Annotated in this window: 14 protein-coding genes; 8 read left to right on the top strand and 6 right to left on the bottom strand. The window is 61.3% G+C overall.

The genetic code is table 11. The features are described from left to right. Positions 1-3: 3 nt before the first annotated feature. The 3 genes from QRN61_RS00135 to QRN61_RS00145 form a co-directional block, all read right to left on the bottom strand. Positions 4-1,128, bottom strand: a complete 1,125-nt coding sequence (locus QRN61_RS00135) for an ABC transporter ATP-binding protein (RefSeq protein ID WP_007966453.1) — start codon at positions 1,126-1,128, stop codon at positions 4-6. Positions 1,129-1,479: 351 nt separating this feature from the next. Beyond that, positions 1,480-2,109 (bottom strand): response regulator, encoded by a 630-nt coding sequence (locus tag QRN61_RS00140; RefSeq protein WP_003228820.1) that lies wholly within the window; start codon positions 2,107-2,109, stop codon positions 1,480-1,482. Positions 2,110-2,235: 126 nt separating this feature from the next. Continuing rightward, the gene (locus QRN61_RS00145; RefSeq protein WP_285372957.1) at positions 2,236-4,632 is read right to left on the bottom strand and encodes a PAS domain-containing sensor histidine kinase; all 2,397 of its coding nucleotides are present in this window, start codon (positions 4,630-4,632) and stop codon (positions 2,236-2,238) included. Between the two features lie 74 nt (positions 4,633-4,706). Here QRN61_RS00145 and QRN61_RS00150 point away from each other — a divergent pair, with 74 nt between their 5' ends. Then, a complete protein-coding gene (locus QRN61_RS00150) occupies positions 4,707-5,696 on the top strand; it encodes an alpha/beta hydrolase family protein (RefSeq protein ID WP_285372958.1) in 990 nt (329 codons plus the stop codon). A 140-nt stretch (positions 5,697-5,836) separates the two neighbouring features. On the opposite strand, the gene QRN61_RS00155 is transcribed toward QRN61_RS00150, so the two are convergent. Genes QRN61_RS00155 through QRN61_RS00165 form a run of 3 tightly spaced genes read right to left on the bottom strand, consistent with a single transcriptional unit; the run spans position 5,837 to position 8,293 of the window. Beyond that, positions 5,837-6,604: a TerB family tellurite resistance protein gene (locus QRN61_RS00155; protein WP_027610724.1), complete on the bottom strand. Its 768-nt coding sequence runs from the start codon at positions 6,602-6,604 to the stop codon at positions 5,837-5,839. Between the two features lies 1 nt (position 6,605). Beyond that, positions 6,606-7,277 carry an N-acetylmuramate alpha-1-phosphate uridylyltransferase MurU gene (murU, locus tag QRN61_RS00160; protein ID WP_027610723.1) on the bottom strand — a complete coding sequence of 224 codons (672 nt, stop codon included), beginning with the start codon at positions 7,275-7,277 and terminating at the stop codon, positions 6,606-6,608. Next, entirely contained in the window at positions 7,274-8,293 is a 1,020-nt protein-coding gene (locus tag QRN61_RS00165) for an aminoglycoside phosphotransferase family protein (RefSeq protein WP_285372959.1), read from the bottom strand. The genes murU and QRN61_RS00165 overlap by 4 nt, the downstream gene beginning before the upstream one ends. A 130-nt stretch (positions 8,294-8,423) precedes the next feature. Here QRN61_RS00165 and QRN61_RS00170 point away from each other — a divergent pair, with 130 nt between their 5' ends. From QRN61_RS00170 to glpE, 7 genes are all read left to right on the top strand, one after another. Next, entirely contained in the window at positions 8,424-11,222 is a 2,799-nt protein-coding gene (locus QRN61_RS00170) for an LPS-assembly protein LptD (protein ID WP_285372960.1), read from the top strand. Next, complete coding sequence (surA, locus tag QRN61_RS00175) at positions 11,203-12,519, top strand: peptidylprolyl isomerase SurA (RefSeq protein ID WP_183785569.1); 1,317 nt, start codon at positions 11,203-11,205, stop codon at positions 12,517-12,519. Before QRN61_RS00170 ends, surA begins: the two co-directional genes overlap by 20 nt. Further along, a complete protein-coding gene (gene pdxA, locus QRN61_RS00180; RefSeq protein WP_285372961.1) occupies positions 12,516-13,505 on the top strand; it encodes a 4-hydroxythreonine-4-phosphate dehydrogenase PdxA in 990 nt (329 codons plus the stop codon). Before surA ends, pdxA begins: the two co-directional genes overlap by 4 nt. Next, positions 13,502-14,320: a 16S rRNA (adenine(1518)-N(6)/adenine(1519)-N(6))-dimethyltransferase RsmA gene (rsmA, locus tag QRN61_RS00185; protein WP_027610718.1), complete on the top strand. Its 819-nt coding sequence runs from the start codon at positions 13,502-13,504 to the stop codon at positions 14,318-14,320. Before pdxA ends, rsmA begins: the two co-directional genes overlap by 4 nt. 113 nt (positions 14,321-14,433) lie before the next feature. Next, entirely contained in the window at positions 14,434-14,814 is a 381-nt protein-coding gene (gene apaG / locus QRN61_RS00190) for a Co2+/Mg2+ efflux facilitator ApaG/CorD (RefSeq protein WP_027610717.1), read from the top strand. Then, complete coding sequence (locus QRN61_RS00195; protein ID WP_285372963.1) at positions 14,814-15,695, top strand: symmetrical bis(5'-nucleosyl)-tetraphosphatase; 882 nt, start codon at positions 14,814-14,816, stop codon at positions 15,693-15,695. The genes apaG and QRN61_RS00195 overlap by 1 nt, the downstream gene beginning before the upstream one ends. 33 nt (positions 15,696-15,728) lie before the next feature. Next, positions 15,729-16,058 carry a thiosulfate sulfurtransferase GlpE gene (gene glpE, locus QRN61_RS00200; RefSeq protein ID WP_285372964.1) on the top strand — a complete coding sequence of 110 codons (330 nt, stop codon included), beginning with the start codon at positions 15,729-15,731 and terminating at the stop codon, positions 16,056-16,058. Positions 16,059-16,324: the final 266 nt, after the last annotated feature.

Raw genomic sequence — 16,324 nt, forward strand, 5'->3', positions numbered from 1 at the left:
CGCTTAGTGCGCCTCTAGAAGAGGATCGAGTGCGCGAACGTGCTCGACCTGCCAGCCAAGCGGAACCACGTCGCCGACCGCGAGCGCTGGATCGAGCTCGGCAATCGGCTGTTTCACGAAGAAGTCGGTCTTGCCGCAGACTTCCAGGCGCACCCGGACGTGGTCGCCCAGATAGATGAATTCCGCCACCCTCCCTGAGAAGCGGTTGACGCATTGGTCGCTCGAACCGTTGAGGCTGACGCGCTCCGGACGGATCGACAGGGTCACCGGTTCGCCGGTCTGGCCGACGTTGACCGCCAGCGCCTCGACCTTCTCGCCCCGGCCCAACTCGACCACGCAACGCTCGCCGCTCTGGCTGAGCAGTCGGCCGTTGAGGCGGTTGTTCTCGCCGATGAAGTTGGCGACGAAAGTGTTTTTCGGTTCTTCGTAGAGCGTGCGCGGTGGCGCGATCTGCTGGATCTCGCCCTGATGAAACACGGCGACGCGGTCGGACATGGTCAGGGCTTCACCCTGGTCGTGGGTCACATAGACCACGGTCACGCCGAGGCGCTGGTGCAGGTGTTTGATCTCCATCTGCATGTGTTCGCGCAGTTGCTTGTCGAGTGCGCCCAGCGGTTCGTCCATCAGCACCAGTTGCGGTTCGAACACCAGCGCCCGGGCCAGCGCTACACGCTGCTGCTGACCGCCGGAGAGTTGTGCCGGATAACGCGAAGCGAAGGCGTCGAGCTGGACCATGCTCAGGACTTTCTTGACCTTGTCGCTGACGTCGCTCTTGTTCAGGCCACGTACGGTCAGCGGGAAGGCCAGATTCTCGGCCACGGTCATGTGCGGGAACAGCGCGTAGTTCTGGAACACCATGCCGATGTCGCGCTTGTGCGGCGGCACGTTGTTGATTGCACGGCCGGCCAGGAGGATTTCGCCGGCGGTCGGGGTTTCGAACCCGGCGAGCATCATCAGGCTGGTGGTCTTGCCCGAGCCGGACGGTCCGAGCAGAGTCAGGAACTCGCCTTTGCGAATGTCCAGGTTGAGGTCTTTGACGATCAGGTTCTCGCCGTCGTAGCTCTTCTGCACTCCACGAAAGCTGACCAGCACGTCACTGGCCCCTGCGTTTGAATCGACCTGGCTCATACCCACACCTTTGTTATTGGTAACTGCTGTGGATTAAGCCTAGTGGCTGGCGCCAGCCACGCAAATCGGGGCGCAGGAGAGAATCGCCTCAGCCGGATGGAAGGTTGGGGGTAGGGATTGCCCTACAAGGATGGCGCGTTTTGGCAAGCGAGCGACGAGCGCCATGCTGCGAGCCGCAAGAACAGGCAAAAGCGCCTGTCGCTAATGGATATGCCCGCAATGGCAGGCCAGATTGAGATTCCCTGTGGGAGCGGGCTTGCTCGCGAATGCGGTGTGTCAGTCAATGAATGAGTGGATGACCCACCGCATTCGCGAGCAAGCCCGCTCCCACAATTTTGATTGCGGTAATCTTTAGAGGAGTTTGTGTTCCATCGCGTATTTCACCAGTTCGGCCAGCGAGGTGATATTGAGCTTCTGCATCAGTCGCGCCTTGTGGGTGCTGATGGTCTTGCTGCTCAGCGCCAGTTGCTGGGCGATGTCGTTGACGTTGGCGCCCTGGGCCAGGCGTTCGAACACCGAGAACTCACGCTCGGACAGCAGCGAATGCAACGGACGCGTGTCGGTCAGGCCGACTTCGAAGACCATGCGGTCGGCCAGTTCCGGGTCGATGTAGCGTCCGCCGGCCGCCACTTTGCGAATCGCCGTCAACAACAATGCCGGATCGCTGTCCTTGGTCGCATAGCCGGCGGCGCCGACCTTCAGCGCACGGGCGGCCATTTGCGCCTCGTCGTGCATCGACAGCACCAGAATCGCGGGTGGATTGTTCAGCGCGCGAATCCGCGGGATCGCCTCCAACCCATTGACGCCAGGCATCGAGATGTCCAGCAACACCACTTCACACGGCACGCTGCGTAGGGTTTCGAGGAGCTGCTCGCCATTGCTCGCCTCCCCCACCACTTGCAGGTCCTTGGCCAGGCCGATCAATTGCTTGATGCCTTCACGGACGATGGTGTGGTCTTCGGCTACCAATACACGGATCACGTTCTTCTCCATTATTCTTATTCAGCGCCAAGGTCATTCGCGAGCAGGCTCGCTCCCACAGGGAAGTGCATTCCAATGTGGGAGCGAGCCTGCTCGCGATAGCGTCAGCTCAAACACCACAAACCTTCAAACCTCACTCACCGGCACCCACACATTCAGACTGGTGCCCTCCCCCGGCTCACTCTCAAGCAACAAGCGTCCGCCCATGATCAGCACCCGCTCGCGCATACCGACCAAACCAAAGGACGTCGGCCGATCCGCCGCAGCGACAAAGCCTACGCCATCGTCGCTGACCGTCAGACACAACTCGTCGCCTTCCAGCGCCAGTGTCAGCTCCACAGTATGCGCCTGAGCATGGCGCATGACGTTGGTCAGCGCCTCCTGCAGGATTCGGAACAGCCCGATCGCCTTGGCATCGCTGAGCGCCGGCAGATTGTCCGGCACCTGCACCAGACACGGAATCTGCGTACGCGCCTCGAAGCGCCGCGCCTGCCACTCGATCGCTGAAGCAATCCCGGCATCGAGAATCGGCGGGCGCAACGCCGTCGCCACATCACGCACCAGTTGGAACAACTGGGCGATCAGGCGCTTCATGCTGTTCAAGCGCTCGTGCAGCCCCGGGTCGAGCTGCGCATAGGCCAGTTCGCACATCGAGGTTTCCAGTTTCAGCACCGTGAGCATCTGCCCCAGTTCATCGTGCACTTCCCGGGCGATCCGCGCCTTTTCTTCTTCGCGCACGCTTTCCAGGTGCGCCGACAATTCGCGCAGTTGCTCGCGGGAGGCGGCCAGCTCCAGCTCGATACGTTTGCTTTCGCTGATGTCCCAGACGATGCCGTCCCAGACATAGGCGCCATCCTCCAGCTGTCGGGTGATTGCCTTGATCTCGGCCCAGCGCTGCTCGCCCTGACGGGTGAGGATGCGACCCTGCCACGACCAGTCACTGTCGGTGTCCAGCGCCTGATCCTGGGTCTGGTGATAACTGGCCTTGTCGTCCGGGTGCACCAGACTGCGCAAGCCCATGTCGCGATGGGCGATGGCGGCCGGCGCATAGCCGACCAGACTCTCGCTGCCCTCGCTGATGTAGGCGAAATCGATCTGCCCGGTCACCGGCGCCCGCTCCAGGCGAAACACCAGCCCCGGTACGTTGGCGGCGATGCCTTGCAGGCGCGCTTCACTTTCCTGCAACGCGGCCAGGGCGCGGCGGCGCTCGGTGACGTCGGTGAGATAAACCACCAGATACTCGCTGTCGCGAAAACGCAGAAAACTCAGCGAGACGTCCGCCGGCAGGATGCTGCCATCGGCGCGCACGCAACTGGTTTCAAAACTCAGCGGCCCTTCTTCACTGGCCCGCGCGCGTTTCCACAGGTTGAGCCAGCGATCCATGTGCAGGCCGGGTTCGAAGTCGATCAGCGGCCGTTCGATCAGCGCGCCCTGTGGATAACCGAGCATGTGTTCCGCCGCGCGGTTGGCGTAGCGCACATGGCTGTCCCAGTTGACCCAGAGAATGCCGACGGTGCTTTGATCGATGGAAAACTGGGTCAGGCGCAAGGCTTCTTCGCTGGCCGCGCGCAGGGCGATGTCTTCACGTGCAGCCAGCAGACGCTGTTCGAGGCTGTGTTGCTGGCGTCGTTGCCAGACCACGATGGCCAGGCAACTGAGCAACAACACCGCAAACAACAGGCTGAGGTTCTGCCAGAACCCCGGCGATTCCGTCAGCCGTGGGTACTTGGGTTGCAGCCATTGGCTGTGCAGGCGCTCCAGATCCTTGGCCGGGATCGCTCGCAAGGCGCTTTCGATGATCCCGGCCAATTGCGGCCAGTCGCGCCGCGTGGCAACCCGCAACAGCTGCGGCAAGCCGATATCGCCGACCACCACCAACCCGGCGAACTCAGGTTCGGCGGACAACCGCCCGAGTTGCGCTTCATCTATCACGGCGTAGGACGCTTGTTGAGTCAACAACAGTTGCAGCGCCTGACGCTCCAGCGGCACGCCTTGCAGATTCAGGTGCGGATAATTGCTGCGCAAATAATCGGCGGTGACGCTGGGCATGCGCACCGCGACGCGGGACAGGCTGTCAAGCTTTTCCAGCTCGACCACGCCGCCGCTCTTCTGGTCGCTGACCACCAGTTGCGGCACACGCATGTAAGGATCGGAAAACAGCCACAGGCGCAGCGCACCCGGGGTCTGGGTCAGGCCCGGGGCGATGTCGATTTCGCCTTCGCGGGCGGCGTCTTCCAGTTGCGCCAAGTCCTGAAAATTGCGCCAGCTCAGCTCGACGTTCAGCGTCTTGGCCAGCGCCTTCATCAATTCGACATTGGCCCCGGACAGTCGCTGCAAGCGCCGGTCGTATTGCGCGTACGGCGCCTGCAATACCAGGCCAACACGCAGCTCACGGTGCTGCGCCAGCCATTGCTGCTCGCCGGGCGTCAACAGCGCTGCATGCGCCGCCGGCGCAGACGCCGCCCAGCCCATCAAGGGAAAACACAACCAGCCGATAACCCACAGGCAGCAAAAACGCATCATTGAAGTCTCTTGCACTGACAAATTCTGACCAACCCATTAGGCTGCCGGGATACTTTTCTGGCCTGGAATAACCGATGCCCTCTGTCTACCGCCTGGCAATGCCAGCATTGTGCCTGTCGCTGATCCTGCCTTGTGCGTTTTCCGTCGAAGCCGCCGATCCGGCGCCCGCCTCCACCGCCGAGCAACCGGCCGCCGAAAAACCGGCCGAACGCCAGCCACTGCTTGAGCGTAGTCAGGAAGAAGCCGCAGCACTGGAACGCAAAGTCCCGGCACAAGAACAGCAGCAATTGCAGGCCGGCGCCGATACTTTCCTCGCCCTGTGGAAACCGGCCAACACTGCCGAGCCCAAAGGTGCGGTGATTATCGTCCCCGGCGCCGGCGAAACCGCTGACTGGCCGCAAGTGATCGGCCCACTGCGCAGCAAATTGCCCGATGTCGAGTGGAGCAGCCTGAGTATCACCCTGCCGGATCTGCAAAGCGATGTCATTGCACCGCGGGTGATTGCGCCCGCCGCCGCGCCGAAAGCCCCGGAAACTGGCAGCAAGGATTCCACCACTGCGCAACCGATCGAACAGGCGGCGGGCGGTGAAGCGGAAGTGGCGGATCAGGTGGTCGCCGAAACGACTGAAGAACAATCCAAGGCTGATGCCGAACGGATCTTTGCGCGGATCGATGCGGCGATCGCCTACGCCGAGCAGCAAAGCGCACGCCGGGTCGTGGTCCTCGGTCACGGTACGGGCGCGTACTGGGCAGCGCGCTTTCTCAGCGAGCGGCAGAGTTCCCAGGTCGAGAAACTGGTGATGGTCGATGCGCAAACGCCGAGCAAGGCCAAGCCACAGCTGGCAGAACTGACGCCGACCTTGAAGTTGCCGACCGCCGATATTTTCTACATGGACAAGGCGCTGGATCGCAACGCGGCGCTGGAACGCATGCAGGCCAGCAAGCGTTTGAAGACTTCGACCTTCAGCCAGGTGGCGCTCAAGGCGTTGCCGGATAAAAAGGCTGAGCAGGAACAAATGTTCCGGCGGGTGCGTGGCTGGTTGAATCCGCAGAAGACGGACTGACTGGAAGACCGAGTCGCCCCATTCGCGAGCAGGCTCGCTCCCACCCTGATCGCATTCCTACAGAAGGAATGCATTCAAATGTGGGAGCGAGCCTGCTCGCGAAGAGGCCATTTCAGCCAACCCATATTTAACGGCAACGATCAGCGAAAATCCCGCCGCGCCCGAATCAGGGTAAACGCGTTGTGCAGCTCGCGGGTTTTCTCGGTCGCGTCACGCACCTGCTCCGGCGTCGCGCCGCTGCCGGCGATCTTGTCCGGGTGATGACGACTGAGCAGCCGGCGATAGGCGCGCTTGATCTGCGCCGGCTCGCTGGTCGCCGACACCCCGAGCAGGCGCATCGCTTCCTGATAACTCACCGCGGCACTGACAATCGGCCGTTTATTGGGCTCGTAATCATTGGCCAGCGCCTGAATCTGGTGGGTTGTCCAACCCAGCCACTTGCCCCACTGCGCCAACAATTCACGCTCACTGACGCCCGCACGACCGTCGGCCCAGACCATCCGCCAGCAGGCGCGCAACACGCCTTCGGCGGCATGCGGCTGAGCACTCAGGCGGCGCAGATAACCGCGCAGGCGGTCGCCGCCGGACTTGCCGCGATTAAACGCAGCAATCGCCCGCCGCCGTGCCGGCTCGCTCATTTCCAGGGCGTTCATTTCATGGCGCGCCTGCTGGATATGGCCGTCCGTCACTCGCCCGTCACTTTTGGCCAGACGCCCGAGCAACACGAACAGCAATTCGTCGTTACGCAACATCGGCCGTCCGCCGAGTTTTTCCCGCAAGTGCCCCCAGCTTTGCAGGTGCAGGCGCCGATCCAGCGCCTGTCCCAACAATGCCCCAAGCATGGCCCCCGGAATGCTGGCGATCGCAAAACCCGCTCCGGCTCCAATCAGAGTCCCTGGCCACAACATATCAACGACTCGCTTCTATCAATGCTTCAGCTTCGGCCAGACGCTCATGCGTACCGACATCCACCCAGTGACCTTTCAGACGCTCACCGCTGACCTGTCCGTCAGCCATGGCTTTGCGCAGCAGTGGTGCGAGCTTGAATGCGCCGTCCGCGCAGCCATCGAACAGCTGCGGATGGAGCACGGCGATGCCGCTGTAGGTCAGAGTTTGCGCGCCTTGCTGGCCATCCTGTACCCGGCCGTCAGTCAGGGTGAAATCGCCCGTCGGATGATGAGCCGGGTTGTCCGCCAGTACGAGATGCGCCAGACCGTTGATCGGTTGATGCAGCACGCTGAAGTCGTAATCGGTCCAGATATCGCCGTTGACCACCAGGAACGCATCGTCACCGAGTAACGGCAAGGCGCGGAAAATGCCGCCGCCGGTTTCCAGCGGCTCACCTTCCGGCGAGTACTGGATGCTCACACCGAACTGCGAACCGTCGCCCAGGTAATCTTCGATCTGCTGACCGAGCCAGGCATGGTTGATCACGATCTCGCTGAAACCAGCCGCCGCCAGCGCGCGCAGGTGATATTCGATCAACGGCACGCCGCCGGCACGCACCAGCGGCTTGGGGGTGGTCAGGGTCAGCGGGCGCATGCGCTCGCCCTTGCCTGCCGCCAGAATCATCGCCTTCATGCAGTCACTCCGCCACGCAGACTGGCGAGCAACGCCTGCAGATCCGCCAGTTCAGGACGACGCGCAAGCACCGCTTCTATATAGGCGAAGAAACGCGGCACGTCGGCCAGGTAGCGCGGCTTGCCATCGCGATGGCAGATGCGGGCGAAGATGCCGATGACTTTCAGGTGGCGTTGTACGCCCATCAGGTCGCTGGCACGCAGGAAGTCTTCGAAATCCGCTTGCACCGGGATGTCCAGCGCCGAGGCTTGCTGCCAGTAGCTTTCCAGCCAGCCACGCACGCGCTCTTCAGGCCAACTGAGGAAGGCGTCCTTGAACAGGCAGGTCACGTCGTAGGTGACCGGGCCGTAGACCGCATCCTGAAAGTCCAGTACGCCCGGATTCGGCTCGCTGAGCATCAGATTGCGCGGCATGTAGTCGCGGTGCACCAGCACTTTCGGCTGAGCCAGGGCGCTGTCGATCAGCAGATCGCTGACGGCTTGCCATTGTTGCTGCTGTGCCGCGTCGAACTCGACGCCGAGTTCGCGCTTCACATACCACTCGGGGAACAGTTCCAGCTCGCGGCGCAGCAGTGCCACGTCGTAACTCGGCAGCGGTGCGACCATCGGCAATTGCTGAAAAGCCAACAGCGCCTGCAAGGCATCGCTGAACAAAGCGTCGGCATTTTCGCTGTCGATTACGTCCAGATAGGTCTTGTTGCCCAGGTCATTGAGCAAAAGAAATCCGCGTTCGAGGTCTTCTGCATAAATTTTCGGCACGTTAATTCCGGATTTCGCCAGCAAAAAGGCGATATCCACGAACGGTTTGCAGTTTTCCTGGGGCGGTGGCGCGTCCATCACGACGAAACTGCGACCCGCGCCTTCCCAACGGAAATACCGGCGGAAACTCGCGTCGCTGCTGGCCGCGGTCAACGTGGCCGGGGGCACGGCGCCCCAGCCCTGATCTGCAAACAGGATTGCCAACTGCTCATCGAGCCAAACTTTCAGGTGTTGCAAGCGTACATCTTGGTCAGGCATTGCAAGGGTCTCCGACGGCGCTAGCCGTCAAGCGGGTCATGCTTTATTATCCAGCATCTTTTTCAGACCATCGAGAGGCGTGCGGCCCACACCGCGGGCAGATGGCACGCAGGAAGCCCGGACTAATAAGATGGCATTGAAATCCCCCGCGTTTCGTAAAAAATTTCCGTTGTTGGTAACCGGCAGTCTGCTGGCTATGCAACCTCTGGCCAGTCAATTCGTTGTTGCCGCCGAGCAGTATGACTGCGCCGTCTCGGCAACGGGTGGCTGGGCGTGTGCGCCCAAGACGCCGGCAGCTGCATTGCCGCCGCGTCCGGTGCATGACGGCAGCGCTGTCAGCGCCGCCGGCGAAGCCCCGACCCAGAACGGTTCCACATCCGACACCGGCGCCAAGCCTGTGCTGGTCACCGAAGCCAAAGGCCGCGGCCTGAAATCCCGTAGCGAAGACTACAGTCACCTCGACTGGGTTCCGCGCGAGAAGCTCACCGCCGCCCAATTGGCCGAGACCGGTCCTTACTGCTCTGGTTCCTATATCGAACCAATTCGTCCTGGCATGAATGACAAGACGAATAAAAGTGACGCACCGACCTTTATTGGCGCCAAGGCCTCGCGCTACAACACCGAAGATCAGGTGGGTACGCTGGCCGGCGACGTGGTCCTGCGTCAGGGCAGCATGCAGGTCGAGTCCGACGAGGCCAGCCTGTATCAGGCCGAGAGCCGCGCCGAACTCAATGGCGACGTGCGCATTCGCGACAACGGCGCACTGATCGTCGGCGACCACGCCGATGTGCAGCTCGACACCGGTGAAGCCAAGGTCGACAACGCCGAATACGTGATGCACAAATCGCGCATCCGCGGTAACGCGCTGTACGCCAAGCGTGCCGAAAACGCGATCATTCGCTTGAAGGACGGCACGTACACCACGTGCGAACCGAACAGCAACGCCTGGCAGCTCAAGGGCAACAACATCACCCTGAACCCTGCCACCGGCTTCGGTACCGCGACCAACGTGACACTGCGGGTCAAGGACATTCCGATCCTGTACACGCCGTACATCTACTTCCCGATCGACGATCGTCGTCAATCGGGCTTCCTGCCGCCGACCATCGGCACCGGCAGCGATACCGGCTTCATGCTGGTGACCCCGTACTACTTCAACCTGGCGCCGAACTACGATGCCACGTTGTACCCGCGTTACATGAGCAAGCGCGGCATGCTGGTCGAAGGCGAGTTCCGTTACCTGACCAAGTCCAGCGAAGGCCAGTTTGGTGCGGCGTATCTGAACGACGAAGATACCGATCGCAGCAAGCAGTCCGATTACGAAAAAAATCGCTACATGTACAACTGGCAGCACAAGGGCGGTCTCGACTCCCGTGTGATGACTCAGGTCGACTACACCAAGATCAGCGATCCGTATTACTTCCAGGATCTGACCACTGATCAGATCGGCGTGAAGAGTGCTGACTACGTGAACCAGCAGGGTTCGGTGACCTACCGCGGTGACAGCTATACCGCACGCCTGAATGCTCAGCAGTATCAACTGGCTACCGTTTCGAACGTCACGCCGTACGGTCGCCTGCCGCAGATCACCTTCAATGGTCAGTTGCCGTACCATCCGGAAGGTTTGAATTTCGATTACGAGACCGAGCTGGTGCGCTTTGATCGTGACTTGAAAGACGGCAACTTCGTGAACGAAGACGGTACTATCGAGCCTCGCCTGGACAACAACATCCAGGGTCTGGCCCGTGCAAACGGCGATCGACTGAACCTGAAACCGGGTGTCAGCCTCCCGATGAACTGGACTTATGGCTTCCTCAAGCCATCGCTCAAGTACCAGTACACCCAGTATCAACTGGATCTGGACGGCACCGGCAAGTCGCAGATTGCTGCGCAAAGTCCCGAGTCGGACAAACTCAACGGCACCTTCGACAGCAACCAGAACCGCGGCGTACCGATCGCCAGCGTCGACAGCGGCCTGTACTTCGACCGCGACACGTCCTACTTCGGCAAGAACTATCGCCAGACTCTGGAACCGCGTCTGTTCTACCTGTATGTACCGAAGGTCGATCAGGAAGACATTCCGGTATTCGATACCAGTGAATACACCTTCAACTACGCATCGCTGTTCCGTGACAACCGCTTCTCCGGCTCCGACCGCGTCGGCGACGAGAACAAGCTGTCGCTGGGTGTGACCAGCCGCTGGATCGAAGACGACGGTTTCGAGCGTCAGCGCATCAGCGTCGGCCAGGCTTACTACTTCAAGGATCGTGAAGTACAACTGCCAGGCATCGCGTTCAACGATCGTAAAGACGCCCAATCCGACGTATCACCGTACGCTCTGGAATACGAATATCGCTGGAACCGTGACTGGCGCACCACTGCCGACTACAACTGGGATCCGGACAGTCGCAGCCCGCGTTCCGGCAGCGCGATGTTCCATTACCAGCCTGAAGACAACCCGAACAAGGTGGTCAACGTCGGTTATCGCTATCGCAACGACCAGATCCGTTACGACCAGAACACCGGTAAGTGGGCCGTTGGTGGCGGTGACTATGGCACCCCGGGCCAGCCTGGCTACGTGAAGGACTACTACAAGATCCAGCAGCATGACTTCTCGGTCATCTGGCCAATCGTTCCGCAGTGGAGCGCGATCAGCCGCTGGCAGTACGACTACAACCGCAACCGTACGCTGGAAGCCTTCGGTGGTTTCGAATACGACAACTGCTGCTGGAAACTGCGCCTGATCAACCGTTACTGGGTTTCCTACGACGAATTCAGTCAGGAAGCTCCGCAAAACGAAAAAGGCGACCACGGCGTCTTCCTCCAAATTGTTCTGAAGGGACTCGGCGGCCTGACTGGCGCCAAGGTAGAGAGCTTCCTCGACAAAGGCATCCAAGGTTATCGTCAACGTGAAGACCAAGCTTTCTGATTCTCTGCGCCCGCTGCTGCTGGGCGCGCTGTTCCTGGGTACTGCGGCCAACGCCGCAGTACAGTCCATCGATAAAGTGGTCGCGATCGTTGATAACGACGTGGTCATGCAGAGCCAACTGGACCAGCGCGTCCACGAAGTTCAGCAGACCATCGCCAAGCGTGGCGGCGGCATGCCGCCTCCGGGCGTGCTGGATCAGCAGGTGCTCGAGCGCCTGATCGTCGAAAACCTGCAACTGCAGATCGGCGAGCGTTCCGGCATCCGCATTACCGATGAAGAGCTGAACCAGGCGGTCGGCACCATTGCCCAGCGCAACAACATGACCGTGGATCAATTCCGCGCCGCCCTGGCACACGACGGTTTGTCCTATGACGACGCCCGTGACCAGATCAAGCGCGAGATGATCATCAGCCGTGTGCGTCAGCGCCGTGTGGCAGAGCGCATCCAGGTCTCCGAGCAGGAAGTGAAGAACTTCCTCGCCTCCGACCTGGGCAAGATGCAACTGTCCGAAGAACTGCACCTGGCCAACATCCTGATCCCGACGCCGGAAAGCGCCAACTCTGATGCGATTCAGAGCGCTTACCGTCAGGCGATGGACGTTTACCAGAAGCTCAAGCAAGGCGCCGACTTCGGTCAGATGGCCGTTGCCAAATCCGGCAGCGACAACGCCCTGGAAGGCGGCGACATGGGCTGGCGTAAAGCTGCGCAACTGCCACCGCCGTTCGACCGCGAGTTGAGCAGCATGGCGGTTGGCGACATCACTCAGCCTGCACGCACTCCGGGTGGTTTCATCATCCTCAAGTTGCTGGCCAAACGTGGTGGCGAAGCGCAGATGCGTGATGAGGTGCATGTGCGCCACATCCTGGTCAAGCCAAGCCCGATCCGTGACGAAGCCAAGACCAAGGCCCTGGTACAGTCGCTGTATGATCGCATCCTGGCCGGTGAAGACTTCGCTGAACTGGCGAAGAACTACTCCGAAGACCCGGGTTCGGCGCTCAACGGTGGCGACCTGAACTGGATCGACCCGAACGCACTGGTACCGGAATTCCGCGAAGTGATGGCCAAGACCCCACAAGGTCAGCTGTCCAAGCCGTTCCAGACTCAGTACGGCTGGCACGTACTGGAAGTCCTTGGCCGCCGCGCCACCGACAGCACCGAGTCGGCTCGCGAGCAACAGGCAATGAATGTTCTGCGCAACAAAAAATACGATGAAGAGCTGCAAAACTGGCTGCGTCAGATTCGTGAAGAAGCCTACGTAGAAATCAAACTCCCTGGTGCAGACCAGGCAGCGCAGTGAAACCCAAGCGTTTCGCGCTGACACCCGGCGAACCGGCCGGCATCGGTCCCGACCTGTGCCTGCTGCTCGCCTCGCAAGCCCAGCCACACCCCCTGATTGCCATCACCAGCCGCGACCTGCTCACCGAGCGGGCCGCGCAGCTGGGGCTGGCCGTCACTTTGCTGGAAGTGGCACCCGGTCAATGGCCGGATGCGCCAGCAGCGGCCGGCAGCCTGTACGTCTGGGACACCCCGCTGAGCGCTCCCGTGGTTGCCGGGCAACTGGACAAGGCCAACGCTGCCTTCGTTCTGGAAACCCTGACCCGCGCCGGCAACGGCTGCCTGAACGGCGACTTCGCCGGGATGATCACCGCCCCTGTACATAAAGGCGTGATCAATGAATCCGGCATCGCGTTCTCCGGTCACACAGAGTTTCTCGCTGACCTGACCCATACCGCCCAAGTGGTGATGATGCTCGCTACTCGCGGTTTGCGCGTAGCCCTGGTCACCACTCACCTGCCCCTGCGCGAGATTGCCGATGCAATTACGCCGGAGCGGCTGGAAAGGGTCACGCGGATTCTGCACGCCGACCTGCATGAAAAATTCGGCATCGCCCGGCCACGTATCCTGGTCTGCGGACTCAACCCGCACGCCGGCGAAGGTGGACACCTGGGCCATGAAGAAATCGACATCATAGAACCGACATTAGAGCGCCTGCGCGGCGAGGGCATGGACCTTCGTGGCCCGCTGCCTGCCGACACTCTGTTTACCCCCAAATATCTGGAGCACTGCGACGCAGTGCTGGCGATGTACCACGACCAGGGCCTGCCCGTGCTGAAGTACAAAGGCTTCGGCGCCGCAGTCAACATTACCCTTGGCCTGCCGATCATCCGCACCTCGGTCGATCACGGCACCGCCCTGGATCTGGCCGGCAGCGGCAAGATCGACACCGGCAGCCTGCAGGTCGCCCTGGAAACCGCCTACCAGATGGCCGAGACCCGTTTATGACCGAGCAATACCAACACAAGGCGCGCAAACGCTTTGGCCAGAACTTCCTGCACGACGCCGGCGTCATCGACCGCATCCTGCGCTCCATCAGTGCCAAATCCGGCGACCGCATGCTGGAAATCGGCCCGGGCCAGGGCGCGCTGACCGCTGGCCTGCTCAACTCCGGTGCGCAGCTCGACGTGGTGGAACTGGACAAGGACCTGATCCCGATCCTCAACCAGCAGTTTGCCGGCAAGAGCAACTTCAACCTGCATCAGGGCGATGCGCTGAAGTTCGACTTCAACACCCTCAACGCTGCGCCGAACAGCCTGCGCGTGGTCGGCAACCTGCCGTACAACATCTCAACGCCGCTGATTTTCCACCTGCTGAACAACGCCGGCATCATTCGCGACATGCACTTCATGCTGCAGAAGGAAGTGGTCGAGCGCCTGGCCGCAGGCCCGGGTGGCGGGGACTGGGGTCGTCTGTCGATCATGGTTCAATATCACTGCCGTGTGGAACACCTGTTCAACGTCGGCCCGGGCGCGTTCAACCCGCCGCCGAAGGTCGACTCGGCCATCGTCCGTCTGGTGCCGCACGCGGTACTGCCGCACCCGGCCAAGGATCATCGCCTGCTCGAGCGCGTCGTTCGCGAAGCCTTCAACCAGCGTCGCAAGACCCTGCGCAACACCCTAAAGCAATTGATGACCGCTGCCGAGATCGAAGCCGCCGGCGTCGATGGCAGCCTGCGCCCCGAGCAACTGGACCTGGCCGCATTCGTGCGCCTGGCCGACAAGCTCGCCGAGCAGGTTCCTGCCGCCCCCGCCGCCGACTGACCGGCGATGAACGCTATCGGGCAGGCCGCCACTCTGGTTTACTGCCCGATACTTGCCTAGACTGATTCCCCATCAGCTACGCCTCGCGTCCGCTTTGCTTAAGGCCCTTTTGCATGTCCGATTCTCGTTATCAGGTCGACGTCAGTGTCGTTACCCGCTACCTGGCAGAACAATCGCAACCCGAGCACAACCGCTTCGCCTTCGCCTACACCATCACCGTGCAGAACAATGGCGAGCGCCCTGCCCAGCTGATGTCACGACATTGGGTGATTACCGACGGTGACGGGCATGTCGAAGAGGTTCGCGGCGCTGGCGTCGTCGGCCAGCAACCGCTGATCGAGGCTGGCAAAAGCCACACCTACAGCAGCGGCACGGTGATGACCACCAAGGTCGGCACCATGGAGGGCACTTACGAAATGGTCGCCGATGACGGTAAACATTTCGACGCGATCATCAAACCTTTCCGCCTCGCCGTCCCCGGAGCCCTGCACTGATGACGACGTACGCCGTCGGCGACCTGCAAGGCTGCCTCGAACCGCTCAAATGTCTGCTCAAGCAAGTGGCTTTCGACCCGAAGCTCGATCGGCTGTGGCTGGTCGGCGACCTAGTCAACCGCGGCCCGCAATCGCTGGAAACCCTGCGTTTTCTCTACGGCATGCGCGATTCGCTGGTTTGCGTACTGGGTAACCATGACCTGCACCTGCTCGCTGCAGCCAACAACATTGAGCGCCTGAAGAAGTCCGATACCCTGCGCGAGATCATTGAACCCCCCGACGCAGCCGATCTGCTCGAGTGGCTGCGCCAGCAGAAACTCATGCACTACGACGAACAACGCGAAGTAGCCATGGTGCACGCAGGCATCCCACCGCAGTGGTCCTTGCGCAAGGCCCTGAAGTACGCGGCCGAGGCCGAAGCGGCACTGCGTGACGACAACCTGTTTCCGCTGTATCTCGATGGCATGTACGGCAATGAGCCGGCGAAGTGGGACAGCGAGCTCACGGGCGTGACCCGCCTGCGCGTCATCACCAACTATTTCACCCGCATGCGCTTCTGCACCGCCGAGGGCAAGCTCGACCTCAAGAGCAAGGAAGGTCTCGACACTGCCCCGCCCGGCTATAAGCCATGGTTCCAGCACAAAGAGCGCAAGACCCGCGGTCTGCGCATCATTTTCGGCCACTGGGCCGCGCTGGAAGGCGATGTCCGTGAACCGGGCATCTCGGCACTGGACACCGGTTGTGTCTGGGGCGGCAGCCTGACCCTGATGAACGTCGACAGCGGCGAGCGCGTGTCATGCAAATGCGATGAACACGGCGGGCTTGCGCCATCAGTCGCACCACTTATCCCCGAAACTCCACCAGTCAGCGCCCCGCGTTAGACTGCGCACTCTGCCGAGCTACAGGAACCCGCCATGAGCGAATTCAAACGAATCCCCCCGGAACAGGCCCATGCCCTGCGTGAGCAAGGCGCAGTCGTGGTCGATGTCCGTGATCCTGCAACTTTTGCCACCCTGCATATCAGCGGTTCGAAGCATCTGGACAACCACTCGCTGCACGCCTTCATTCAAGGCGCCGACCTCGATGCACCGACCGTTGTCGTCTGCTACCACGGCAATTCCAGCCAGGGCGCGGCCGCCTACCTGATCAGTCAGGGTTTCTCCGACGTCTACAGTATGGACGGTGGCTTTGAGTTGTGGCGTACGACTTATCCGTCGGAAACCGCGCAAGGCGCCGCCGAATAATTTTTTTGTCACGTGCAGGCCCCGGCTGCCGTGGGCCTGCGCGGGGCAGACGAACGGTCTGCCACAACTAATTACGTATCTCGCCTTTACCTCCCGAATTCCCAACTATCCTTAAGCCCAGGCCATCCAAAACAGGGGAGAGCCGGTACACCGGCGCACGGGTCATCGGGAGTGACTTTCAAGGTTGTCGACCGCGAAAGTGTTCTGGGGGGTAAACAGGCAGCCACCACGGCTGCTTGCCAGCATCGACTGAGTGATCCGGCGTC

Origin of the sequence: Pseudomonas sp. lyk4-TYG-107 (assembly GCF_030209055.1) — a bacterium.
GTDB classification, from domain to species: Bacteria; Pseudomonadota; Gammaproteobacteria; order Pseudomonadales; family Pseudomonadaceae; genus Aquipseudomonas; species Aquipseudomonas putida_A.